The following is a 24,231-nucleotide window of genomic DNA, read 5'->3' as shown; positions in this document are numbered from 1 at the left end:
AAAAAACCTAACCCCGTCTGGCACTGAGAAAGCGTGCGGGGTTGACCTGACGACCATCTTTCAACACTTCGTAATGCAGGTGGACCCCGGTCGCGCGACCGGTGCGTCCCATCAAGGCAATCTTCTGACCCTGATCAACCAGGGTGCCCACCTCGACCAGCAACCTGGAGTTGTGGGCATAGCGGGTGACCAGGCCATTGCCGTGATTAATCTCCACCATATTGCCAAATTCCGGATGACGGCCCGCCCAGCTGACAATGCCGGGCCCGGTGGCCAGAATCGGGGTTCCGGGTTTGCCACGGAAATCGACCCCTTTGTGCATCTTGGCACGCCCGTTGAACGGATCGACCCGTCCACCAAACCCGGACGAGACCCAAACTCGTTCCTGTTTGACTGGCGTGCCGGAAATAAAACCGGCATCGGTGATATGGTGATTCATGATGAAAGATTCAAGTACCGACAGCTGCTCTTCGCGGCTGCTGAGCTGCTGGCTGAGGTGTTTCATCGAGGCCTGCAGCTCGTTGAGGCTCACTTCCAGATCTTCATCGTAAGAGGGACCGCCCATGGGGGGCAGCTCTTTGAAATTGAACTCGTCGGGATCGAGGTCGGCCTGTTCGGTCAGTCGCTCGCCAAGGGCATTGATACGACCCAGCTGCCCCTGCATGGTGCCCACCTGAGCAGCCAACATGGCCAGCTGTTCGCGCGCTTCATCACCGCTCTGCTCGGCGGAGCGCTGTTCGGCCATGGCCAGCGCTACTTCCAGCGCCTCCATTTTCTGGTGCCAACTCTGCCAGAGCCAGCCACCACCAAGGGCCAACAGGGAGAAAACAATACCGCCGACCCATGCCAGACGTTGTTTGGGCAGGTGCAACTTGCGTCGCTGCTTGCCGTGGAGGATCAGGGTAATGCTCATAGAAATCAGTCTGCTCGGTCAGGTGCGGCCAGGAGCCTGCACGGGAAATAAAACCGGGAGATAATCGGTATTAAAGGATGGAGTAAACAAATGACGGAACGTCGGTGCGGAGAGAGGACCGACGTTCCGTTGCACAGCTATCAGGCCAGAACCAGACCGTTATCGTAGTAAGCGATAGGCGCTTTGTCGCCCTCACCCTCGAAGGTCACCAGTTCCCAAGCCTCCTGCTCGGCCAGCAAGGCACGCAGCAGCTTGTTGTTCAGGGCATGTCCGGTCTTGTAGGCACGGAACTCACCGATGATGCTGCGGTTACACATATAGAGGTCACCGATCGCGTCCAGCATCTTGTGCTTGACGAACTCGTCCTCATAACGCAAACCGTCTTCGTTCAGCACTCGATAATCGTCCAGTACCACGGCGTTTTCCAGGCTTCCGCCCAGCGCCAGGTTCTGGGAACGCAGGTACTCGATATCGCGCATGAACCCAAAGGTACGGGCACGGCTGATCTCTTTCACGAAGGAGGCACCGGAGAAGTCCAGTACGCAACGCTGATTGCGCCCTTCAAAGACCGGATGCTGGAAATCGATCTCGAGATCCATCTTGAAGCCGTTGCGATAGGGGTGGAATTCCGCCCACTTGTCGCCGTCTTCAACCCGGATGCTCTTCTTGATCCGCACAAACTGCTTGGCAGCATTCTGCTCACGGATCCCGACTTCCTGCAGCAGGTAGATAAAGGGATGCGCACTGCCGTCCATCACCGGGATCTCGGGCGCGTCAACCTCGACATAGAGGTTGTCGATCCCCATCCCGGCCAACGCGGCGGAGAGGTGCTCAATGGTAGAGACACGGACACCGGCTTCGTTGACCAGAGCGGTACAGAGCACGGTATCGCGCACCTGATCGGCATTGGCTGGCAGCTCCACCACAGGATTCAGGTCGGTACGCAAGTAAACGATTCCTGTGTTCACAGGCGCCGGACGGAACGTCATGGTGACTTTCCGGCCCGAATGCAGGCCGACACCAGTCGCCTGTACACTCGTTTTCAAGGTTCTTTGTCTAATCATGGGTGTACCCTAAACAGCTTAAAATCCGGACCAGATGGTCGTTGGCAGGCCATCTTAGCACATTCCTTGAACAACAAACAAACGAGGGCCATAAGAGGCTTAGTCAGCTTGCTTGCGCAGGAACGCCGGAATATCCAGGTAATCCGGTTCACGACGAGCTTGCGGCTCGGCGTTGACCACCTTGGCCGGGGCTTCATCCATCACGCGGCCTTGCATCATGTCGCTAACCAGCGGCTGACGCACCGGGCGCTCTTGCACCTGGCTGCTCTTGACCAAAGTGATGTCCGGCTTGCGCTCGGCACCGATACCGGTAGCAACCACGGTCACACGCAGTTCGTCGTGCATTTCCGGATCGATTACGGTACCCACAACTACAGTGGCGTTCTCGGAAGCGAAGGCCTTGACCGCGTTACCCACGGTTTCGAACTCTTCGATGGTCATGTCCATACCGGCGGTGATGTTGACCAGGATGCCACGGGCACCGGCCAGATCCACATCTTCCAGCAGCGGGCTGGAGATGGCTTTCTCGGCCGCTTCTTCGGCACGGTCATCACCAGAGGCGGAACCGGTACCCATCATGGCGGTACCCATTTCACGCATCACGGTACGCACGTCCGCGAAGTCGACGTTGATCAAACCCGGACGGGTGATCAGCTCGGCAATGCCCTGTACCGCGCCAAGCAGTACATCGTTGGCCGCCTTGAAGGCATCCAGCAGGGAGATACCGCGACCCAGCACCTTCAGCAACTTGTCGTTGGGGATGGTGATCAGGGAGTCAACATTTTTGGAGAGCTCTTCGATACCGTGCGCAGCGAAGCCCATCCGCTTCTTCCCTTCAAAGGAGAACGGCTTGGTCACCACAGCAACGGTCAGGATGCCCATCTCGCGGGCCACTTCGGCCACGATCGGCGCAGCACCGGTACCGGTACCACCACCCATACCGGCGGCGATGAACACCATGTCGGAACCGGTCAGCAGCTCACGCAGTGCTTCGCGATCTTCCATGGCCGCATCACGACCCACTTCCGGATTGGCGCCGGCACCCAGACCCTTGGTGATGCCACCGCCGATCTGCAGGGTAGTGTTGGCGCTGGAGTTACGCAGTGCCTGGGCATCGGTGTTGACGGTAATGAACTCAACACCCTCAATATTTTGACGAACCATGTGCTCGACAGCGTTACCGCCGCCGCCACCTACACCGATCACTTTAATGACGGCTTCGTCAGTGTGGCTATCCATAAATTCAAACATGTTGTCTCTCCGCTTTATTTGCCTGACTCAGCAAAATTCTTAGAACTCGCCACGCAGCCAGTTGCTAACCCGTTTGACCAGGCCACCGACGCTTGCCTTGGCGGCATATTCTTTGTTGCTACCTGTGGCTTGATGGGTGCGGCCATATTGCAGCAACCCGACCGCAGTCGAGTACACCGGTGCCTGCACGTAATCACTCAAACCACGTATGTTCATGGGCTCTCCCACCCGGACCTGGCTCTGGAAGATCTGCTCTGCACACTCCACAATACCTTCAATCTGGGCAGCGCCGCCGGTCAAGACCACACCGGCTGCCAGCTGATGCTTGACCCCCTGCGCTTTCAACTCGCTTTGTACCCGCACCAGCTCATCATTCACCATGGAGAGCAACTCGGTGTAACGGGGCTCAATCACTTCAGCCAGTGTCTGCCGTTGCAGGCTGCGCGCCGGGCGACCACCGACACTGGGTACTTCAATATTGTCTTCCTTGCTGACCAGACGACCGAGGGCGCAACCGTAACGCACCTTGATCGCTTCCGCGTCGAGCGGCGGCGTGCCGAAGGCGTAGGCGATGTCGCTGGTCACAGTGCTGCCAGCATACGGGATCACCTTGGTGTGGCGCAGGGCACCGCCGGTAAACAGCGACATATCCATGGTACCGCCACCGATATCCACCACGCAGACACCCAGCTCTTTCTCGTCTTCGGTCAATACGGCATAGCTGGAGGCCAGCGCGGAGAAGATCAGTTGATCCACGCGCAAACCGACCTTCTCCACACACTTCTCGATGTTGCGAGCCATGTCGTTGTGGCAGGTGATCAGGTGAACCTTGGCCGCCATCCGCACGCCGGAGAGGCCGACCGGATTCTTGATCCCTTCCTGATAGTCGATCGCAAACTCCTGGGGCAGCACGTGCAGCACACGCAGCTCGTCGGAGAGGCGAACCGACTTGGCGGTGTGGATCACGTTGTCCACATCCTCCTGGGTCACCTCCTCATCGGAGATGGGCACCATGCCGGTCTCGTTGCGGCAGTCGATATGCTTGCCGGACAAACCCAGATAAACCGAGCTGATCTGGCAGTCGGCCATCATCTCGGCCTCTTCCACCGCACGGCGCAATGACTTGACCACGGAGTCGAGATCGTTGACCCCACCCTTCTCCATCCCGCGGGAGGCGTGACTGCCCATACCGATGACGTTCAGCTCACCGTCCGGCAATACTTCCCCGACCAGAACCGCCACCTTGGTTGTGCCGATATCCAGTCCGACAATCAAATTCCTATCTGCGGTGTTGGTCATGCACTTTCTCTTCGCTCTTCTTCCAGCCAACTGCCACACCGGTATCGTATCGAAGATCCACATACGCAACCTGCGAACGGGGTTCGATAACCGGGAAGGCATCGATAAATCGCTGCAACCTGAGCGCTATGTCGTTGCGACCCAGAAACAGCTTGATATTGCCATCCAGGGTCAGCTCCCAGGCATGGCGGGGAGTCAGATTCACTCCCAGCAACTTGTATCCCTTGGCAGCCAGTTGCGACTCGTACTGCCGACTCTCTTTCAACACCATGGCGGCCTGGTCATCCGGCCCCGACAACTGCATCAGCGGCGTCTTGACCCGATCCGGGGCGCTGAACACCTTGCCCTTGGTGTTGACGAAGCGGTTGCCGTTCCAGCGCGCCGCTACGTCCTGTTCCGTCAGGTAGACCTTGATCTTGTTCGGCCACTTCTTGCGTACCGATACCGAGGCCACCCATGGCAAGGCATTGAGCCTTGCCTGCAATTCATTGACATCCAACTCGAAGAAGTTGCGTAATTCGGCACCATCCAGTACCGCTAACCGCAGCTCCTCCGTCTCCAGATACTGATGTTGCCCTTGCAGCAACAATTCGCTCATGGGCAACCGATTGGCATCCGTCAGCCAATCTTTAACATCCAGCGCCGTCCGGTAGCAGCCCCATATCACCAGCAGGAAAAACATCACCCCTGCGATGAAGCCACCCTTGGTGCGCCCCTGTGCCCTTGCCTCCACCCGTTCGATCCCCGTGTAACGCGCTAAACCGGCCTTTGACAGACCGGTTCGCCATTATATAGGCCCCGGCTTGGCGGTCAAAATACTCATTGGGCCCTCAGGCACCAGATTTCATGCTATCTATGCTCAATTTCATCTCGCCAAGACGACGGGCCAGTGCCCCGACGTTCCCGGCGCCTTGAGTCAGCACCAAATCCCCCTCGCCAATCAGGTCGGCCAGCACGGCTGGCACGTCATCCGGTGTAGCGACGAAGATGGGTTCCAGGTTGCCGCGCGAGCGAATGGAGCGGCACAGTGCCCGTCCATCAGCGCCCGGGATCGGCTCCTCACCGGCAGCATAAACCTCCAGCATCACCAGCACGTCTACCTTGGAGAGCACATCGGCGAAGTCCTCGTAGAGGTCGCGGGTGCGGGTATAACGGTGCGGCTGGAACACCATCACCAGACGCTTCTCGGGCCAACCGGCACGGGCGGCATTGATAGTGACCTTCACTTCGCTCGGGTGGTGGCCGTAATCGTCCACCAGCATCGCCTTGCCACGACCAGTTTCGAACTCGCCATACTGCTGGAAGCGACGGCCGACACCTTCAAACTTGGCCAGCGCAGAGATGATGGCCTCGTCGCTGACACCGTCTTCCGTCGCGACAGCAATCGCCGCGGCGGCGTTCAAGGCGTTGTGAATGCCCGGCAAATTAAGGGTGACCTGCAGTTCACCCGCCTCTTTGCGGCGCACCCGGAAGCGGCTGTGGTTGTTGGTCTGGACAAAATCCAGTACCTGCACGTCAGCGTCTTCAGAGAGACCGTAGGTCAGGGTCGGGCGGGCAATCTCCGGCAACATGCCACGGATCACCGGATCATCGATGCAGACCACCGCCAGTCCGTAGAAGGGCAGATTGTGCAGAAACTCGATGAAGGTGGCCTTCAGCCTGGAGAAGTCACCGCCGTAGGTGTCCATGTGATCCGCTTCGATGTTGGTCACGATAGAGACCATCGGTTGCAGATGCAGGAAAGAGGCGTCGCTCTCGTCCGCTTCGGCAATCAGGTAGCGGCTGCTTCCCAAGCGGGCATTGGTGCCGGCACTGTTGAGCAGGCCACCGATGACGAAGGTCGGGTCGCGATCGGCTTCGGCATAGATGCTCGCCACCAGACTGGTGGTGGTGGTCTTGCCGTGGGTACCGGCAATGGCGATACCGTGCCGGAAACGCATCAGCTCGGCCAGCATCTCAGCACGCCGTACTACCGGGATCCGCAGTTCGCGGGCAGCCAGCAACTCCGGGTTGTCCTGCTTGATGGCAGTAGAAACCACCACCACGCTGGCGCCGTTGACGTGCTCGGCGTTGTGGCCAGTAAAGATATGGGCGCCCAGAGCCTCAAGCCGCTCGGTCACCGCATTGCGAGCCAGATCAGAACCCGTTACCTGATACCCTTCGTTGGCAAGTACTTCGGCGATCCCGCCCATACCGGCACCACCGATACCGATAAAATGGATGCGACGCACGCGGCGCATTTCGGGGATAACAGTACGCAGTTTTGCCAGTTCAACCTTGGTCATAATCATCTCTTTAGTCTGCCGCAGGCCATGTACCGTCAAAGCTCGGCTGCACAGCGGCATCAATACATACAGGTACAAGGCTGCACGGAGTCACCACTGCAACCTTGCTCATTAATCTTTACCACTCTGCCCACTGGCGAGCCGCTTGCACTCATCAGCAACCCGCTCGGCCGCATCGGTAATGGCAACGCGACGGGCGGCCTGAGCCATGCTAAACAGGGTCTCCCTGCGGCCAGCCAGCCAGGAGAGGCGCGCCGCCAGCGAGGTGGTGGTCAGCTCGGACTGGGGCAGGAATTCGGCCGCACCACCGTCGACCAGAGTCAGAGCGTTACGGGTCTGGTGATCATCCACTGCATGGGGCAGCGGGACGAAAATGGCTGCCACCCCGGCGGCGGCCACCTCGGATACCGTCAGGGCTCCCGCCCGGCAGACAACCAGATCGGCCCAGGCATAGGCGCCGGCCATATCCTTGATAAATTCACTCACCTCGGCATTGATGCCGTGCTGGGCATAGGCAGCAGACACTGTCTCGGCATTGCCCTTGCCACACTGGTGACGCACCTCGATAGGCACACCAGCCGCCGCCACCGCAGCGGGTACCTGCTGGTTGAGCACCCGGGCACCCAGGCTGCCACCGACGATCAGCAGATGCAGCGGCTCGGCTTCGCTGCGAAGCTGCGGATCCGGCAGGGCGACCACTTCGGGACGCACCGGATTGCCTACCACGGCGGTACGGCGGCTCGGCGCGAAGGCGCCCGGAAATGCCATCAGCACCCGCTTGGCAATACGCGCCAGCAGCTTGTTGGTCATGCCTGCAGCAGCATTCTGCTCATGGAGCAGCAACGGGATGCCGGAGAACCAGGCAGCCACTCCCCCCGGACCGGAGGCAAAGCCCCCCATACCGAGCACCACATCCGGGCGAACAGTCTTGAGCACCTGACGCGCCTGCAAGATTGATTTGACGATGCGATAGGGCGCCATCAGCAGTCGCTTGATGCCGTTGCCACGCACCCCCTGAATATCGATGAAGGAGATGGGATAACCATGGGCGGGCACCAGCTCCGCCTCCATCCGGTCCGCCGTCCCCAGCCAGTGGACAGTCCAGCCCTGCTCCCTCAGTCGATCGGCCACGGCCAGACCGGGAAAGACATGCCCCCCGGTACCACCTGCCATCACCAACAGCGTCTTGCTCACTAAACCTCCCGCACCCGCGCCTGGGCAGTCGCCTGACGCAACTCAAAATCGATTCGAATCAACATGCTCACCGCCACTGTCATGATGATGAGACTCGAGCCGCCGTAACTGACCAGCGGCAGGGTCAACCCCTTGGTCGGCATCATGCCGCTGGCTGCGCCAACGTTGACGAAAGTCTGGAAACTGAACCAGATGCCGATACCGATAGCCAGATAGCCATCATAGAGGCGGTCGGCTTGCAGGGCGCGATGCCCCAGCTTCAACGCCTTGATCGCCAACGCAAAGATGAGACACAGGGCGCCCAGTACCCCAACGTAACCCAGCTCTTCGCCGAGGATCGCAAACACGAAGTCGGTATGCGCTTCCGGCAGGTACTCCATCTTCTGGATGGAGTTGCCGAGCCCTTCGCCAAACCAGCTGCCACGGCCAAACGCCATCAGCGACTGGGTCAACTGGTAGCCACTGCCAAACGGATCGGCCCAGGGATCCATAAAAGAGGTCACCCGACGCATCCGGTATGGCTCGACGATGATCAGCATGATCACCCCACCAAGACCGCCACCGATAAGGATCATGAACTGCCACAGTTTGGCGCCAGCCAGAAACAGCATGCCGAACGAGGTGACGAACATCACCACGGTCGACCCCAGATCCGGTTGCAGCAGCAACAGGATCGCCAACACCCCGAATACTGCCAAGGGCTTCAGGAAGCCAAGCCAGGCTTCACGCACCTCGTTCTGACGCCGCACCAGATAACCGGCCAGATAGACGAATAGGGCCAGCTTGCCAAACTCGGCCGGCTGCAGGTTGAAGGGGCCCAGTGGCAGCCAGCGCACCGCACCGTTGACATTGCGCCCGACCACCAGCACCAGTACCAGCAGCAGAATGGCCAGCAACAGCATGGGTCCGTTGTACTCCTGCCAGCGCGCCATCGGCACCTGCAACACAAACCAGGAGATACCGAGCGCCATCACCAGAAACATGGCGTGACGCTTCACAAACATGAAGGGATCATCCCCCAGGGAGATCCCCTCCGGGATCGAGGCTGATGCCACGATCACCACCCCGACCGCCATCAGGGAGAGCGCCAGCAACACCAACTGCCGGTCATAGAGGCCGGCAGGGCGCGCCGGCAATAGCCAGCGCTGGAACAGACCTGCGGCTGCGCGAAGGGCATTCATAGCGCCATCACCATCTCGGTAAAGCGATCGCCACGCACCTCGAACGACTTGAACTGATCGAGGCTGGCACAGGCTGGCGCCAGCAGCACCCAGTCACCGGGCTTGGCATCGGCAGCCGCCTTGGCAACCGCAGCGGCCAGGTCGGCCACCCGTTCGGTCTGCTCACCCAGCGCCAGCAGCACCTCGGCATCCTGACCGAAGCAGTACATGTGATCGATCTGGTTGCCCAGCAGCACCTGGATCGGGCCAAAATCCTGCCCCTTGCCCTGACCACCGGCCAGCAGCAACAGGCGCCCCTTGACCGACTCGCGCACACCGGCAACGGCAGCTAGCGTAGCTCCCACGTTGGTGGCTTTGGAGTCGTTGATCCAGCGCACCCCGTTCACTTCGCGCACGAAACGGGCACGGTGGGGCAAGCCTTCAAAGCGGCGCAGCACGGTGAGCTGGGCAGCGCGGGGAATGCCGACCGCATCGCACAGCGCCATGGCGGCCAGCGCGTTGGCCTGATTGTGGGCACCGACGATCTTCATCTCGTCCACCGCCAGCAGCGGCTCGCCGTGCAGGGTCAACCAGTAGCGGCCATCCAGCAGGCAGCGGCCATAGCCATTGCAGTCAAGACCGAAGCTCTGCCACACCTGACCCACATCGGGCAAAGTCTGGGGATCGTCGCGATTGACCAGAATGTGTTTGGAGTGCTGATGGATCTCCATCTTGGCGGCACGGTAGTCGGCCATACCCTGATAGCGATCCATGTGATCTTCAGAGAGGTTCAGCACCACAGAGGCGGCAGCACGCAGGCTGTGAGTGGTCTCCAACTGGAAGCTGGATAGCTCCAGTACGCAGAGATCCATCGGCTGCTTGAGCAGCTCCAGCGCAGGCGTACCGATATTGCCGCCCACGCCCACCTTGAGCCCGGCTTCGGCAATCATCTCACCCACCAGGGTCGTGACAGTGCTCTTGCCATTGGAACCTGTGATGGCGATGACCGGTGTCTCGGTCTCGCGAACGAACAACTCGATATCGCCGACGATCTGCACACCACATTCGGCAGCCGCTTTCAATTCAGGGGTAGCCAGGGCAATGCCCGGGCTCGCGACGATCATATGCGCCTGTTTGAGTCGCTCACCATCCAGCCCGTAAATGAGTTCCACCTCGGCAGGTAGTTGATCCTTGCCGGGCGGGTTGGCGCGAGTGTCCATCACCAGTGGGGTGACACCACGGCCGAGGAAGTAGTCGACGCAGGAGAGTCCGGTTTTGCCGAGTCCGATAACGATGACCATGGCCTTACCTCACCTTCAGGGTGGCAAGACCCAGCAGCACCAGCACGAGGGTGATGATCCAGAAACGCACGATAACGCGCGGCTCCGGCCAGCCCTTCTTCTCGTAGTGGTGATGGATCGGCGCCATGCGGAAGATCCGCACGCCGCGCAGCTTGTAAGACCCCACCTGCAGGATCACCGAGACAGTCTCCATCACGAAGACACCGCCCATGATCACCAGCAGGAACTCCTGGCGTACCAGCACGGCGATGGTGCCGAGCGCGCCGCCCAATGCCAGGGAACCGACGTCCCCCATGAAGACCTGTGCCGGATAGGTGTTGAACCAGAGAAAGCCCAGACCTGCCCCGACGATGGCAGTACAGACGATCACCAGCTCGGAGGTATAGGGAACATAGGGAATATGCAGGTAACTGGCGAAGTTGACGTTGCCGGTTGCCCAGGCGATAAACGCAAAGCCGCCCGCCACCATCACGGTCGGCATGATGGCCAAGCCATCCAGACCATCGGTCAGGTTGACCGCGTTGGAGGTACCAACAATGACGAAATAGGTGAGCAGGATAAACATCAGGCCAAGTTGCGGCATCACATCCTTGAGGAAGGGCACCACCAGCTGGGTCTGACCATCATGGGTGGCCGTGACGTAGAGGAATACAGCCACTCCCAGCGCAACGGCGGATTGCCAGAAGTACTTCCAGCGGGCGATCAGGCCGTCGGTATTCTTGCGCACCACCTTAAGGTAGTCGTCGGCAAAGCCGATGGCGCCATAGGCACCCAGCACAAACAGCACCAGCCAGACATAGGGGTTGTCGAGGCGGCACCAGAGCAGCACAGACGTGAAAATCGCAGCAATGATCATCAGACCACCCATGGTCGGAGTGCCCCGCTTGCTGAGGTGGGACTCGGGACCATCGTTGCGGATCACCTGACCGAACTTCAGGATCTGCAGGCGACGAATGAGGCGCGGCCCCATCCAGAGCGCAACTCCCAGACCGGTAATGATCGACAGGATGGCGCGAAACGTCAGGTAGGAGAAGACGTTGAAGAAGGTGAAGTGCGGGGTGAGCAGTTCGGCCAGCCAGACTAGCATGTGGCTGACTCCTGATGGCCTTTGACCATCTCGACGATATCTTCCATGCGGGAGCCACGGGCACCCTTGACCAGAATCGAAATTTCCTGATGTGTATTTATCATTTGCGCAAGCACTTCAAACAACGACGCCTTGTTATCGAAATGTCGGCCAGCCGCGGCATCTGCGGTATAGCGACTATGTTCCCCTACTGTCAGCACGGCATCCAGACCGCACTCGCGGGCATGACGGCCAACCCGGGCATGTTGCTCGGCAGACTCCTCACCCAGTTCCCGCATGTCGCCAAACACCAGCACCTTAAAGCCGCTCATGGCGGTCAAGGCATCGATGCCCGCCAGCACGGACTCCACGCTGGCATTGTAGGTATCATCCACCAGAGTCAGACCGCCCCAGCGCTGGACGCAGAAGCGTCCCTTGACCGGTGCCATCTGCTCCAGCCCCACCTTGACGGAGTCGAGGGATGCGCCGAGGGCCAGACAGCCCGCGGCGGCAGCCAGCGCATTGGCCACGTTATGGCGGCCGGGGATCGCCAGAGTCAGGCTCACCTCACCCTGCGGGGTTACCATGACGAACTCGGCACAACCCTGAGCGTTGAGAACCACATCGCGAGCATGGAACGGCTGGCTCTGATCCTCGATGGAGAAGGCGCAGCGAATGCCACGCTCGCGCCACTTCGGCCAGAATTCGTTGTCGGCGTTGACGATGGCGGTGCCGCCTTCGCTCAAGCCCTCAAAAATTTCGCTCTTGGCGTGGTAGATCCCCTCAAGAGAGCCGAAGCCCTCAAGATGGGCAGCTGCGACGTTGTTGATGATGGCGGCATCGGGCTTGGCCAGCGAGGTAGTCCAAGCGATTTCGCCCTTGTGGTTTGCTCCCAGCTCCATCACCGCAAACTGGTGTTGCGGCTCGAGGCGCAGCAGGGTGAGCGGCACGCCCACCTCATTGTTGAAGTTGCCAGCGGTGGCCAGCACTTCCCCTTCGTTGCGCAGGATGGCAGTTGCCATCTCCTTCACCGTGGTCTTGCCGCAGCTGCCGGTAATGGCCAGCACTTTCGGATTGATGCGCTCGCGCACCAGCTTGCCGAGTCGGCCCAGCCCCTTGAGGCTGTCCGCCACCACCAGCTGGGGAATGGCCAGCGGCAGCTCACGCTCGACCAGCAGAGCAGAGGCCCCTGCCTGAACAGCCTGCTCGCAAAAATCGTGGGCATCGAAACGCTCGCCGCGCAGGGCAACGAACAGGGCACCCGCGCCCAAAGTGCGGGTGTCGGTACTGACAACGGTGATCTCGCCATCGTCACCAATCAGACGGGCATCGAGTACCTGCGCCAGCTCGGCAAGCCTGAGGGTCATCATTTGAATGACTCCAATAATGTGTGCAAGGCGGCCGCGACGGTTTCCCGGTCGCTGTAGTGCCGCTTGTCGGTTCCAATGATCTGATAATCCTCATGGCCCTTACCGGCCACCAGGATGATGTCCTGCTTGCTCGCCTGACCGATGGCCAGCGCAATCGCCTTGACCCGGTCGTGCTCCACCTGCACCGCAGCAGGATCGCGAAGACCCGCCACCATGTCGGCCATGATCCGGGCCGGCTCCTCGGTACGGGGATTGTCGTCGGTCAGGATCACGCGATCCGCATACTGCTCGGCCATGGCGGCCATCATGGGACGCTTGCCGCGATCGCGGTCGCCACCACAGCCAATCAGACACCAAAGCTGGCCGGTGCAGTGCACCCGCAGGGCCTGCAATGCCTTTTCCAGCGCATCAGGGGTGTGGGCGTAATCGACCACCGCCAGCGGCGTATCACCACCGCCGAAACACTCCATACGACCGGTCACTGGCTGCAATTTCGGGGCAGTTGCCAGTAGCTCATGGAAGTCGTAACCGAGCACCAGCATTACGCCCATCGCCGCCAGCACATTGCTGACGTTGAAGCGCCCGAGCAAGGGGGCGGATAATACACCATTCCCCCAGCTGGAGTTAATCTGCGCGCGAAAACCTTGCTGGTGAAAATCGAGCTGCTGCGCCGTTAATTGACGGCCAAAATGGTGTTCAATCGGGCCATTCACACTGAAAGCCACCGCTGCCGGGTATTTTTCGAGCCACTTGGCACCCAATTCGTCATCTCGGTTAATCACCGCATTCGACTCGTCGACCAGCTGCAGCAGCTGCTCCTTGGCCGCGCCATAGGCTTCCATGGTGCCGTGGTAGTCGAGGTGATCCCGGCTCAGGTTGGTAAAGACAGCGGCGGAAAAGGGCAGCGCGGCGACACGGTGCTGCACCAGACCATGGCTGGAGACCTCCATCGCCACCAGATCCGCCCCCTGCTCTTGCAGCGCAGCCAGATTGGCTTGTACCTGCACGGCGCTGCCAGTGGTATTTTCCGCTTCGATCAGATGGCCAAACAGGCCGTTGCCGATGGTGCCCATCACCCCGGCCTTACCACCCAGCAGGGTGCGCCAGTTGGCGACCAGCAAAGCGGTAGTGCTCTTGCCGTTGGTGCCGGTGATCCCGACCAGATCCAATTTTTGGGCTGGCTGATCGTAGAAATAGCCCGCAAGAGCAGAGAGGTGAGCGGGCAGATCCCGCATCCCGATACAGGGAACCGGAGTCGATGGTGGGATAAATTCACCATCCTCCTCAAACACAACAGCGGTCGCTCCCTGAGCAACCGCCTGTTCGATGAAACGTCTGCCATCCACCTGATGACCGCAAATAGCCACGAAGAGCGAGCCGGGGCCAACCCGCCGACTATCCAGCTGGATATCGGTCAGAGTGAGCGCCGGCGCCTGGATACCGAAGGGGCGCAGTAATGCATCAAGTGCGCGGGACAAGAGGAGCCTCCGTACGGGCAAGTTTGGCGGGCACCGCTGTGGGCACCGCGTCAGGACGAATGTTGAAGAGTTGCAGTACCCCGCCCATGGCCTCTGCAAACGGCGGGGTCGCCACGGCACCGCCATAGTAAGCACTGCCTTTTGGCTCGTTAATCACCACCACCATGACGAAACGGGGATTACTGGCAGGGGCAAAACCGGCAAACCAGGCCATGTAATCCTTGCCGTAGCCTCCGGCAACGGCGACCTTGGCGGTACCACTCTTGCCACCGACCCGATAACCCGGGATCTTGGCTTTGGGAATAGCGTTGTCGACCACGTACTCCAGCGCCTGCAGCATGGCGGAGGCGTTGTTGTGGTCGATCACCTGCTCACCCTTGGGCGGCGTGGTCACCTTGACGATGGAGATGGGCACTCGCTTGCCTTTGTTGGCCAAGGTGGCGTAGGCGGAAGCCAGTTGCAGCGGGGTAACCCGCAGACCATAACCAAATGAAAGGGTCGCCCGCTCGATATCGGACCAGCGCCGACGCTGAGGCAACATACCACCGCTCTCGCCCATCAGTCCGCTGCCGGTATCCATGCCGAAACCGAACATACTGAGGGTGTTGATCATCTCTTGGGCCGGCATCCGTAGCGCGATGCGCGACATGCCGATGTTGGAGGAGTAGCGCAGGATATCGTAAAGGTTGGTCGCCTTGTGAATACTGACGTCCTTGATCTGCTTGGCACCAATAAAGAGCGGGCCACCGGGAATGAAATCCTTCCAGCTGGTGACACCCGCCTGCAAGGCACTTAGCAAAATCAGCGGCTTGACTGTGGAGCCCGGCTCGTAGGTATCGGTCACCACCCGGTTGCGTACCCGGAAACTCTGATACTGGCCGCGGTTGTTCGGGTTATAGGAGGGGGTATTGACCATGGCGAGCACTTCGCCGGTCTTGATATCCAGCATCACCATGGAGCCGGACGTTGCCTTGTTCTCGTCGGTTGCCCGCTTGAGGGCACGGTAGGCCAATGCTTGCACCCGCTGATCGATGCTGAGCTGCAGATCGTTGGCGTTCTTGCCCTCTTTGACGATACCAAGACGCTCGATGACCCTGCCCTGCCGGTCCTTGCGCACCCGCATCTCGCCCGGTGTCGCCGTCAGCCACTCGTTGTAGCTGCGCTCGATCCCCTCGATCCCGTTGCCATCGATGTTGGTTACCCCCACCAGGTGGGCACTGATTTCGCCAGTCGGATAGAAGCGGCGCGACTCGGGACGCAGATAGACACCACCCAGCTTGAGCCCCTTGATGTATTCAGAGACAGCGGGCGTTACCTGACGCTGCAGATAGACGAAGCGCTTGCTGGGGTTGGCTATACGTTGCTTGAGAGTATTGATATCGATTTTGAGGACTGCTGAGAGCGCCATCCAAGCCCGCTCATTGTGGATAGCGCCGGACTCGTGCACAGTCTTGGGATCGGCCCAGACCGCCTCGACCGGAACGGAAACAGCCAGCTGTTCACCATTGCGATCGGTGATCATGCCGCGCACCGCCTGGGTGGAGGTGGTTCGCAGAGAGCGCATGTCCCCCTCCTGACGCAGACGATCCGGATTGATCACCTGGATCCAGGCCAGACGGAGGATCAGCCCGACAAAGGCGATGCCGATGAATACGACCAGCGTGCGGAAGCGCCACGGATAGATAGATGGCGCTTTAACGTTCGCTTTAGCGGTTTTGGCTGTAGCCTTCCGTTTCATGGCAGAGTAATTACCTTCTCGGTGGTCACCAGAGGGCGACCCATTTGCAACTTGTCCATGGCCAGCGTGGCGACCCGGGAGTGTTCCGCCAGAGTGCCCTGCTCCAGCAAGAGGTGGCGCCATTCGATATTGAGGCGATCCTCTTCCGCCATTAGGTCATTCTGTTTGGCGGTGAGGCCACGGGTCATGTTGGTCACCAGGATCACGGCAAACGCGGTCACCAGTACGGCAACCGACAGAAAAATCTGCAGCTTGTGCCGCCAGAGATCGGCAACGATCTCCTTGGCTAGGTGGACACGTACTTCGCTCATCGCTTACTCCGCCAGCCGCTCGGCGACCCGCAGCACCGAGCTGCGCGAACGGGTGTTTTCAGAGACCTCATGATCAGAAGGCTTGAGCGCCTTGCCGACCGACTTCAATTTGCGACCGCCAGCCAGCTGGGCCTCGGTCAAGGGAATGCCGTAGGGCACTTCAGGCCCCTTCTCGTGCTTGCGAATGAAGTGTTTCACCAGCCGGTCTTCCAGCGAGTGGAAGCTGATCACAGACAGACGGCCATGTGGTGCCAGCACGTCCAATGCACCGTTGAGCGCGGTTTCGATCTCGTCCAGCTCGCTGTTGATATAGATGCGGATGGCCTGGAAACTGCGGGTTGCCGCATGCTTGCCCTTCTCCTTGCTCGGATTGACCCGGGCAATCATCTCAGCCAGCTGACGGGTACGCACGTAAGGCTCGGTCACCCGGTCGTGGACGATGGCGCGGGCGATCTTCTTGGCAAAGCGCTCCTCACCGAAGGTCTTCAGCACCCAGGCGATATCATCCACATCGGCCTTGGCAAGCCACTCGGCGGCGCTCTGGCCGGAAGTGGGGTCCATCCGCATATCGAGCGGACCATCTTTCATAAAGCTGAAGCCGCGCTCGGCATCATCCAGTTGGGGTGAAGAGACCCCCAGATCCAGCAGGAAGCCATCCACCTTGCCCAGCAAACCGCGCTCATCCAGATAGGAGGCGATGCCGGAGAAGGGGCCGTGCACGATTTCGAAGCGGGGATCCTGGATCTTGGCCGCTTCGGCGATCGCCTGCGGGTCGCGGTCGATGGCGATCAGGCGGCCATTCGGGCCAAGGTGCTGCAGGATCAGACGAGAATGACCACCACGGCCAAAAGTACCGTCGACGTAGACACCGTCCGGCTTGATGGCCAGACCTTCAACGGCTTCGTGCAGCAGCACTGTGATGTGTTCAGCGGCTTGGGTCATTTATAAAGAGAAATCCTGTAGTCGTGGTGAGCTTGCCCAATCGTCCCCGGGCAGACCCAAGATGTCGTCATTGACCTGTTGTTGCCAGCGGGCTTCATCCCACAACTCAAACTTGTTGAGCTGGCCCACCAGCATAATTTTCTTGTCCAGCCCCGCATGGTTGCGCAGTGGCTGACTGAGCAGCAGACGGCCATTGCCATCCAGCTCGCATTCAGTTGCATGTCCCAGCAGCAGGCGCTGCAAACGGCGCTCTTGCGGATTCATGCTGGAGAGAGTCTTGAGCTTGCGCTCGACCTCTTCCCATTCATTCAGGGGATAAAGCAGCAGACAGGGATGGGCAATATCGATGGTGCAGACCAGCTGGCCGTCGCTTTCATCGCGCAGCCAATCACGAAATTTGGTCGGAATTGCCAGCCGCCCTTTACTGTCCAGGCTGATGGCATGAGCGCCACGCAACAAATTGCAGTCCCTGAAGGTGAGTGAGCAGGCAGATTGCCCCTCTAAAAACCACTTTGATCCACTTTTCCCCACCTTGAAGTTTAAGGACGTGCAGGGGGCTTTTCAAGCAAGGAGATGAGGCAGAGGGAACATATTGACGCAGCAATTGCATGCTGCGGATTGAGTGGGTTGATTTTCCACAAGTTATTTGGCGTTAAACTCTGGTGATTAATTGAAATAAGTGAATGAACTGAGAACACACACAATATGTGGGTGCGAACAACCATCCTGGGTTCTATCACCATCTATCGCTGCCATCGTGCCAAATACAAAACTATTCGATTGATTTAAAACATATATTTTCATGCAAAATGACAAGGTCGAAAATATCTTGCCAACGAAGCCATATTTTCTCATGCATAAAAAAGAGCCCCGCGATAAATCGCGGGGCTCTTCGGAATGAGGTCGGAGTCGGCCTGTAAGCCGGGTTCTGTACCGGGTTGCCCCGGGTAGCAATCATTCCTCTAGGCCAGCAATCGCTCGCTGGCTCAAGCAACCTACCCGCCCCCAACGCGGGCCGCGCCAATAGGGGCCTATTTGGTCTTGCTTCGGGTGGAGTTTACCGTGCCACGAACTGTTGCCAGTCGCGCGGTGCGCTCTTACCGCACCCTTTCACCCTTACCTGATCCCTTGCGGGCCATCGGCGGTCTGCTCTCTGTTGCACTGGTCGTAGGCTCACGCCCCCCAGGCGTTACCTGGCACCCTGCCCTGTGAAGCCCGGACTTTCCTCCCCTCCGCCCGTCTGTCCCGAGGGACACAACGACGAAGCAGCGATTGCCTAGCCAACTCCGAGGCGCGGATTATAGCCTTGCGATACGCACGGGGTAAACCGGCAATTCCCGTTTACAGCCATTTATCGCGCTTTGCCCCCCGTTTACATGCTGAATGCTCGACGGTTCGGGGGATTGCACAGGTCAAAAAGCAGTCTGCCAGCCTATTTCATCCGCTCAATAGTGCTCGAGACCATATTTGTAGAGGGCATTCTTTTTCACGCCGTGGACCTCGGCGGTCAGGGCAGCCGCTTTTTTCAGTGGCAGCTCAGTCACCAGCAGACCCAGAGTACGGATCGCCTCGGCTGGCAGATCCTCTTCATCTTTGGAGGCACCACTCACGACCAGCACGATCTCGCCGCGGCAACGGTTGTCATCCTCACCAAGCCAGGCCAGCATTTCAGAGGCAGGCAGACCATGAATTGACTCGAAGGTCTTGGTCAGCTCGCGGCACACCACCACCTGACGCTCGCCGAGAATGCGAGCAATCGCTTCTACTGTATCCTGCACACGGCGCGGCGATTCGTAAAACACCAGCGAGCGGGTGTCTTCAATAACGGCTTGCAGGCGATCGTCACGCCCCTTGCTCTTGGCGGGCAGGAAGCCTTCAAAGGCAAAGCGATCGGTGGGCAGACCGGCCGCACTTAGCGCGGTGATGGCAGCACAGGGACCGGGCAGCGGCACCACCTTTACCCCGGCTTCACGACAGCGGGTGACCAAGTGATAACCGGGGTCGCTGATGAGCGGGGTGCCGGCATCGGAGACCAGCGCAACACTCTTGCCCTCTTTGATCCGGCCGATCAGCACATCGGCTTTCTGCTGCTCGTTGTGATCGTGCAGGGCGAAGGTCGGCACCGAGATTTGGTAGTGGCTGAGCAGGATACCGGTATGACGGGTATCTTCGGCGGCCACCAGATCGACACTGCGTAAAATGTCCAATGCACGCTGGGTGATGTCCGCCAGATTGCCGATCGGAGTGGGGACTATATACAGGGTTGGGATGTCACTCATGGGATCTCCGAGTGCCCCGACAATTGTGTCGCCATATTGGCCCGTTTACACTATGGGGAACTTCAACACTGGTCGGGGAATGAACTTGAACCGGGTTACAAAGCAGCTAAGTGTATCACGACTCTTCGGCATCATACTCGCGGCAGTACTGCTCGCCGCCTGTGCGTCGGAGCCCACTCAACCGTCAGGGCAGTCAGGCATGCCCTCTGCGTTCTCCAATCTGACCAAGAATGCCCAGTGGTATCTTGAGCAGGTGGATCCCGCCAAGCCGGCCGAGGCCTTTACCTGGCAGATGCTGGCGGCACGCAGCTATCTGGCGCTGGGCCAGGCCAAACCGGCCTCGGCGCTGTTCCAGCAATTGCAGAAGCAGGCCAAGGATCCCGTTCAGAAGGCGCAGTTGCAACTACTGCAAGCCCATCTGTTGCTGGCGCAAGGCCACGCCAATCAGGCGCTGATCCTGCTGGAAGGCAAACCTGAGGTGCTGCTGGATGCCGATACCCAGAAGGATTGGTATCGCCAGCGCGTAGTGCTGCAGCTCGACATCAATAACAAGTTTGGCGCAGCCAAGTCATTGATTGCACTGGAGCCCTACCTCAATCAGAGCGAGCAGGCGACCAACCATCAGCAAATCTGGTCGTTGCTCAAAAGCATGACCCCTTCCACCCTGCAAGCGCTGGAAGAGGCTCCGGCCCCTGATGTGACCACCGGCTGGCTACGACTGGCGGCACTGGTCAACGAGTTTGGCGCCCAGCCGAACTTGCTGGCCCGCCAACTGGCAGGCTGGAAGCGTGACTTCCCCAACCATCCGGCCCAGAAAGATATGCCGGCAGGATTGGGCGATCTGGCGGCCACTGCCAGCACCTCGGTGCAACAGATCGCTGTGCTGCTGCCCCTCTCCGGCAATCTGGAGCCGCAGGGCGCAGCCATCCGTAATGGTATGCTGATGTCTTATAAGGAAAATCAGGGGCAATTCACCCTGAACTTCTACGACACCCAGAGCAAGTCGACCGGCGACCTTTATAAGCAGGCGATTCAGGAAGGGGCAGACATGATCATCGGCCCGCTGCTGAAAGATCGGGTCGAGGAGCTGCTCAAGGCCAATCCGACCGTGCCGGTACTGGCGCTCAACGAGCTGGACAAGCCGGTCGTCAACGACACCACCTACTACTTCTCCCTTTCTGCTGCCGCAGATGCCGCGCAGGCAGCCCAGTACCTTTACACCCAGGGCTACCGTAAACCGCTGCTGATCGCCGCCCAGGGGCGGATCGGTTACAGCAGTATCAAGGCGTTCGAGCAGAGCTGGGCCACCCTGAGCCAGGATAAGCCGGTCGTTGCCACCTTCGGTGCGCGCAACGAAGTGCAGGGGATGGTCAAGAATGCCCTGAGCGGCCGCTCTACCGCCCGTGCAGGTGAAGTGGTGCAACTCTCTGATGCCACACCGCGCAGCATCGATGCCGTTTACGTGGTCGCCAACAGTCTGGAAACCCGGATGATCAAGCCCTATGTGGATGTCTCGGTCAATCCGATGGGCAGCCTGCCCATCTACACCAGCTCCCGTGGCTACGACAGCGCCGCCACCGAGGTCGCCTCCGAGCTCAACGGCATGCATATCGCCGATATGCCGCTGCTGCTGGGCGGCTACGAGAAACAGCGCGAGCAGATCGCCCTGCTCTGGCCGCAGACCCAGGGTGACCTGCTGCGTCTGTTTGCCATGGGCTACGATGCCGTCAGCCTGGCTGAGAACCTCCAGCAGATGCGCAAGGTAGGCGGCATGCAGCAGGCCGGCATGAGTGGTCAGCTGAGCGTGGATGCCCAGGGCAATATCGTGCGGATGCTGAGCTGGGGTACTTACCAGAACGGCAAACTGGTCGACGAGAACGCCGTTCAGCAACTGGAGGAGCCCTCCAATGAAGGAACTATGGAAACGGATGCGCCAGCAGTTGCCGAGCCTGTTCCCCTCACCAACGAGCAAGGGACAGCACTTTGAACAAGTCGCTGAACGCTGGTTGCAGGCCCGGGGCCTGCAACCGGTAGCTCGCAACTACCGCTGTCGTGGCGGTGAAATAGATCTCATCATGCACCAGGGCCAGACCCTGGTGTTTGTTGAGGTGCGCTACCGGGCCACCGGCAGCCATGGCGGGGCCGCCAGCTCGGTCACCCGCAGCAAACAGCACAAGATCATGCTGGCAGCGCGCCACTATTTGAAGCAACATGCCATCAACGAGGCCAATCAGGCCTGCCGATTCGATGTGATTGCGTTCGAGGGCGACCAGCCAGCCTGGATCCAGAACGCATTTTAAGAGGACCCTATGACTGACCGCATCAAAGAGAACTACACCGAAAGCATCCAGACCAAGATAGCCGCCGCCGAGGCGTTGCCGGATGCCATCCATACTGCAGCCCAGATGATCACCATCTGCCTGCTCAATGGCCACAAGGTGCTGGCATGCGGTAACGGTCCTTCTGCCGCACTGGCGCAACTGTTTATCTCCGAGCTGGTCAACTGCTACGAGACCCAGCGCCCCTCCCTGCCCGGCATGGCCCTGACCCCGGACATGGCAACCATCAGCGCCATCGCCACCGACCACGGTTTTGAAGAGGTCTACTCCAAGCAGATCCGCGCGCTGGGCCAGCCTGGCGACATTCTGGTGGTCATCACCACCTCCGGCCACAGCCGCAGCCTGATCAAGGCCGCCGAGGCTGCCCTCTCCCGCGACATGACCATAGTGGTGCTGAGCGGGGGTGACGGTGGCGAAATGGCAGGTCTGCTCGGCCCAAACGATGTGGAGATCCGTGTTCCCTCCGCCCGTCGCCCTCGCATTCTGGAAGTGAACCTGTTGACCCTGCACTGCCTGTGTGATCTCATCGACCAGACACTTTTCCCGCAACAGGAAGATTGAAACCATGAAAAAGCACACTATCCTGCTCGGTCTGCTGGTTAGCACCCTGCTGCTGCAAGGCTGCGCAGCCCTGGTTGTTGGCGGCGCCGCAGGGACTGCCAAGGCCTCTGGCGATCGCCGAACCCTGGGCGCGCAGTGGGATGACCAGACCATCGAGCTGAAAGCGGCCAATCTGCTGGCCGACAACAAACCCCTCAGCGCAGCCAGCAAGATCAGCGTCTACAGCAACAATGGCCGCGTCCTGCTGGTCGGCCAGACACCTTCTGACGTTTACAAGATTGAGGCGGGCAAAATTGTCAGTCGCATCGAAGGGGTCCGCCACGTCTACAACGAATTGCGCATCGGCCAACCTGCCAGTTTCACCACCCGCAGCAATGACTCCTGGATCACCTCCAAGGTGAAAGCCGACATGTTCGGCACCAAGAACTTCGACAGCACCAAGGTCAAGGTGGTCACCGAGAACGGCGAGGTGTTCCTGATTGGTCTGGTGACTCGCCAGGAGGGAGAGCAGGCAGTCAACATCGCCCGCCATGTCACCGGCGTGAAGCGCGTGATCAAGGCCTTCGAATTCGCCCAGAACTAAGCCCGACCGCACATAAAAAAACGCAGCCAATCGGCTGCGTTTTTTATTTGATCACCTTCAGGGTCGGACGACCGCTTGGACGCGGTGGTTCCGGCTCAGGCTCCACCGGCGCTTCAGCCTGCTCCAGCCAGATATCGTAACCCGGCTCAGGCGGGAACATGGTGCCCACGCCGTTCTCCCGGGCATGGATAGCCAGCACGGCCGCCATCGGGATATAGACCTGCTGGGATACCCCGCCAAAACGGGCACTGAAGCTGATAGCCTCGTTATCCATGTGAAATTGCATCACGGCTCGGGGCGCGATATTCAGTACAATTTGCCCGTCCTGAGCAAACTGCATCGGCACCATCACATGGGGAATGTTGACGTTGACCACCAGATGAGGGGTCAGATCGTTGTCCAGCAACCAGTCAAAGAACGCCCGTAACAAGTACGGGCGGCTCGGTGTCATTGTCGGTTCCATGCTCATACGCCAGCACGGATCTCGCGTTCGGCTTCGGTCAGGGAAGCCTGGAAGGACTCACGCTCGAACAGACGAACCATGTAGGCCTTCAGCTCTTTGGCGCCACGACCGGTCAGGTCGATGCCAAGGCTCGGCAGACGCCACAGCAGCGGTGCCATGTAGCAATCCACCAGACCGAACTCTTCGCTCATGAAATAGGGCATTTCACCGAAGATCGGCGCGATGGCCAGCAGGTTGTCACGCAGTTCGTTGCGTGCCGCTTCAGCATCGGTACCGGCCATGATCTTGTCGGCCAGGGAGTACCAGTCCAGCTCGATGCGGTGCATCATCAGACGGCTGTTACCGCGGGCAACCGGGTAAACAGGCATCAGGGGCGGATGCGGGAAGCGCTCATCCAGATACTCCATGATGATGCGCGAGGTGTAGAGCGCCAGCTCACGATCAACCAGGGTCGGTACAGAGTTGTACGGGTTCAGCTCGGCCAGCTCATCCGGCAGATTGGCTGGGTCAACCTGACAGATATCCACACTAACACCCTTCTCCGCCAGGACAATACGCACCTGATGGCTGAACATATCGTTGGCACCGGAAAACAGCGTCATTACCGAACGCTTATTGGCAGCTACAGCCATTG

The 24,231-nt window shown here is 59.6% G+C and carries 23 protein-coding genes and 1 other RNA gene; 4 read left to right on the top strand and 20 right to left on the bottom strand.

The window, feature by feature from the left end; all coding sequences use genetic code 11:
- Positions 1-7: 7 nt before the first annotated feature.
- From G5193_RS17735 to rsmI, 18 genes are all read right to left on the bottom strand, one after another.
- Positions 8-913: a peptidoglycan DD-metalloendopeptidase family protein gene (locus G5193_RS17735; protein ID WP_421206675.1), complete on the bottom strand. Its 906-nt coding sequence runs from the start codon at positions 911-913 to the stop codon at positions 8-10.
- Between the two features lie 140 nt (positions 914-1,053).
- Positions 1,054-1,977: a UDP-3-O-acyl-N-acetylglucosamine deacetylase gene (lpxC, locus tag G5193_RS17730; RefSeq protein WP_005336146.1), complete on the bottom strand. Its 924-nt coding sequence runs from the start codon at positions 1,975-1,977 to the stop codon at positions 1,054-1,056.
- A 99-nt stretch (positions 1,978-2,076) separates the two neighbouring features.
- On the bottom strand, positions 2,077-3,228 hold the full coding sequence (gene ftsZ, locus G5193_RS17725) for a cell division protein FtsZ (RefSeq protein WP_005336147.1): 1,152 nt from the start codon (positions 3,226-3,228) through the stop codon (positions 2,077-2,079).
- A gap of 39 nt (positions 3,229-3,267) precedes the next feature.
- Positions 3,268-4,527, bottom strand: a complete 1,260-nt coding sequence (gene ftsA, locus G5193_RS17720) for a cell division protein FtsA (protein ID WP_005336148.1) — start codon at positions 4,525-4,527, stop codon at positions 3,268-3,270.
- Positions 4,508-5,260 carry a cell division protein FtsQ/DivIB gene (locus tag G5193_RS17715; RefSeq protein ID WP_216952206.1) on the bottom strand — a complete coding sequence of 251 codons (753 nt, stop codon included), beginning with the start codon at positions 5,258-5,260 and terminating at the stop codon, positions 4,508-4,510. The genes ftsA and G5193_RS17715 overlap by 20 nt, the downstream gene beginning before the upstream one ends.
- A 97-nt stretch (positions 5,261-5,357) precedes the next feature.
- Complete coding sequence (gene murC / locus G5193_RS17710) at positions 5,358-6,812, bottom strand: UDP-N-acetylmuramate--L-alanine ligase (protein WP_216952207.1); 1,455 nt, start codon at positions 6,810-6,812, stop codon at positions 5,358-5,360.
- A gap of 111 nt (positions 6,813-6,923) precedes the next feature.
- Positions 6,924-8,006, bottom strand: a complete 1,083-nt coding sequence (gene murG, locus G5193_RS17705) for an undecaprenyldiphospho-muramoylpentapeptide beta-N-acetylglucosaminyltransferase (protein WP_216952208.1) — start codon at positions 8,004-8,006, stop codon at positions 6,924-6,926.
- On the bottom strand, positions 8,006-9,187 hold the full coding sequence (ftsW, locus tag G5193_RS17700) for a cell division protein FtsW (RefSeq protein ID WP_005341699.1): 1,182 nt from the start codon (positions 9,185-9,187) through the stop codon (positions 8,006-8,008). Before ftsW ends, murG begins: the two co-directional genes overlap by 1 nt.
- Positions 9,184-10,467 carry a UDP-N-acetylmuramoyl-L-alanine--D-glutamate ligase gene (gene murD / locus G5193_RS17695; RefSeq protein WP_421206673.1) on the bottom strand — a complete coding sequence of 428 codons (1,284 nt, stop codon included), beginning with the start codon at positions 10,465-10,467 and terminating at the stop codon, positions 9,184-9,186. The genes ftsW and murD overlap by 4 nt, the downstream gene beginning before the upstream one ends.
- Before the next feature lie 4 nt (positions 10,468-10,471).
- A complete protein-coding gene (gene mraY, locus G5193_RS17690) occupies positions 10,472-11,554 on the bottom strand; it encodes a phospho-N-acetylmuramoyl-pentapeptide-transferase (RefSeq protein WP_421206671.1) in 1,083 nt (360 codons plus the stop codon).
- Entirely contained in the window at positions 11,548-12,903 is a 1,356-nt protein-coding gene (locus G5193_RS17685) for a UDP-N-acetylmuramoyl-tripeptide--D-alanyl-D-alanine ligase (RefSeq protein ID WP_421206669.1), read from the bottom strand. Before G5193_RS17685 ends, mraY begins: the two co-directional genes overlap by 7 nt.
- Positions 12,900-14,381, bottom strand: a complete 1,482-nt coding sequence (murE, locus tag G5193_RS17680) for a UDP-N-acetylmuramoyl-L-alanyl-D-glutamate--2,6-diaminopimelate ligase (RefSeq protein ID WP_216952211.1) — start codon at positions 14,379-14,381, stop codon at positions 12,900-12,902. The genes G5193_RS17685 and murE overlap by 4 nt, the downstream gene beginning before the upstream one ends.
- Positions 14,365-16,119, bottom strand: a complete 1,755-nt coding sequence (locus G5193_RS17675; protein WP_216952212.1) for a penicillin-binding transpeptidase domain-containing protein — start codon at positions 16,117-16,119, stop codon at positions 14,365-14,367. Before G5193_RS17675 ends, murE begins: the two co-directional genes overlap by 17 nt.
- The gene (gene ftsL / locus G5193_RS17670; protein ID WP_216952213.1) at positions 16,116-16,430 is read right to left on the bottom strand and encodes a cell division protein FtsL; all 315 of its coding nucleotides are present in this window, start codon (positions 16,428-16,430) and stop codon (positions 16,116-16,118) included. Before ftsL ends, G5193_RS17675 begins: the two co-directional genes overlap by 4 nt.
- A 3-nt stretch (positions 16,431-16,433) precedes the next feature.
- The gene (gene rsmH, locus G5193_RS17665; RefSeq protein WP_421206666.1) at positions 16,434-17,372 is read right to left on the bottom strand and encodes a 16S rRNA (cytosine(1402)-N(4))-methyltransferase RsmH; all 939 of its coding nucleotides are present in this window, start codon (positions 17,370-17,372) and stop codon (positions 16,434-16,436) included.
- Entirely contained in the window at positions 17,373-17,831 is a 459-nt protein-coding gene (mraZ, locus tag G5193_RS17660) for a division/cell wall cluster transcriptional repressor MraZ (RefSeq protein WP_013723406.1), read from the bottom strand.
- 442 nt (positions 17,832-18,273) lie between these two features.
- Positions 18,274-18,660, bottom strand: an RNA gene (gene rnpB, locus G5193_RS17655) — RNase P RNA component class A.
- A 157-nt stretch (positions 18,661-18,817) separates the two neighbouring features.
- On the bottom strand, positions 18,818-19,651 hold the full coding sequence (gene rsmI / locus G5193_RS17650; RefSeq protein WP_042079676.1) for a 16S rRNA (cytidine(1402)-2'-O)-methyltransferase: 834 nt from the start codon (positions 19,649-19,651) through the stop codon (positions 18,818-18,820).
- Positions 19,652-19,850: 199 nt separating this feature from the next.
- On the opposite strand from rsmI, the gene G5193_RS17645 reads away from it, so the two are divergent.
- The 4 genes from G5193_RS17645 to dolP are packed head-to-tail and all read left to right on the top strand — an operon-like array spanning position 19,851 to position 23,134.
- The gene (locus tag G5193_RS17645) at positions 19,851-21,638 is read left to right on the top strand and encodes a penicillin-binding protein activator (RefSeq protein WP_234888387.1); all 1,788 of its coding nucleotides are present in this window, start codon (positions 19,851-19,853) and stop codon (positions 21,636-21,638) included.
- Entirely contained in the window at positions 21,580-21,951 is a 372-nt protein-coding gene (locus G5193_RS17640; protein ID WP_005355127.1) for a YraN family protein, read from the top strand. The genes G5193_RS17645 and G5193_RS17640 overlap by 59 nt, the downstream gene beginning before the upstream one ends.
- 9 nt (positions 21,952-21,960) lie before the next feature.
- A complete protein-coding gene (locus G5193_RS17635; protein ID WP_118854505.1) occupies positions 21,961-22,551 on the top strand; it encodes a D-sedoheptulose-7-phosphate isomerase in 591 nt (196 codons plus the stop codon).
- Positions 22,552-22,555: 4 nt separating this feature from the next.
- Positions 22,556-23,134 (top strand): division/outer membrane stress-associated lipid-binding lipoprotein, encoded by a 579-nt coding sequence (dolP, locus tag G5193_RS17630; protein WP_005336277.1) that lies wholly within the window; start codon positions 22,556-22,558, stop codon positions 23,132-23,134.
- Positions 23,135-23,177: 43 nt separating this feature from the next.
- Here the strand turns inward: dolP and G5193_RS17625 are convergent, their stop codons facing one another.
- Positions 23,178-23,603, bottom strand: a complete 426-nt coding sequence (locus tag G5193_RS17625; protein ID WP_005336278.1) for a ClpXP protease specificity-enhancing factor — start codon at positions 23,601-23,603, stop codon at positions 23,178-23,180.
- On the bottom strand, positions 23,600-24,229 hold the full coding sequence (gene sspA / locus G5193_RS17620) for a stringent starvation protein SspA (RefSeq protein ID WP_005336279.1): 630 nt from the start codon (positions 24,227-24,229) through the stop codon (positions 23,600-23,602). The genes G5193_RS17625 and sspA overlap by 4 nt, the downstream gene beginning before the upstream one ends.
- Positions 24,230-24,231: the final 2 nt, after the last annotated feature.

This window comes from Aeromonas sp. 601027, assembly GCF_049174455.1.
Classification (GTDB): domain Bacteria; phylum Pseudomonadota; class Gammaproteobacteria; order Enterobacterales; family Aeromonadaceae; genus Aeromonas; species Aeromonas veronii_A.
This window is presented reverse-complemented; position numbering and strand designations above follow the sequence as displayed.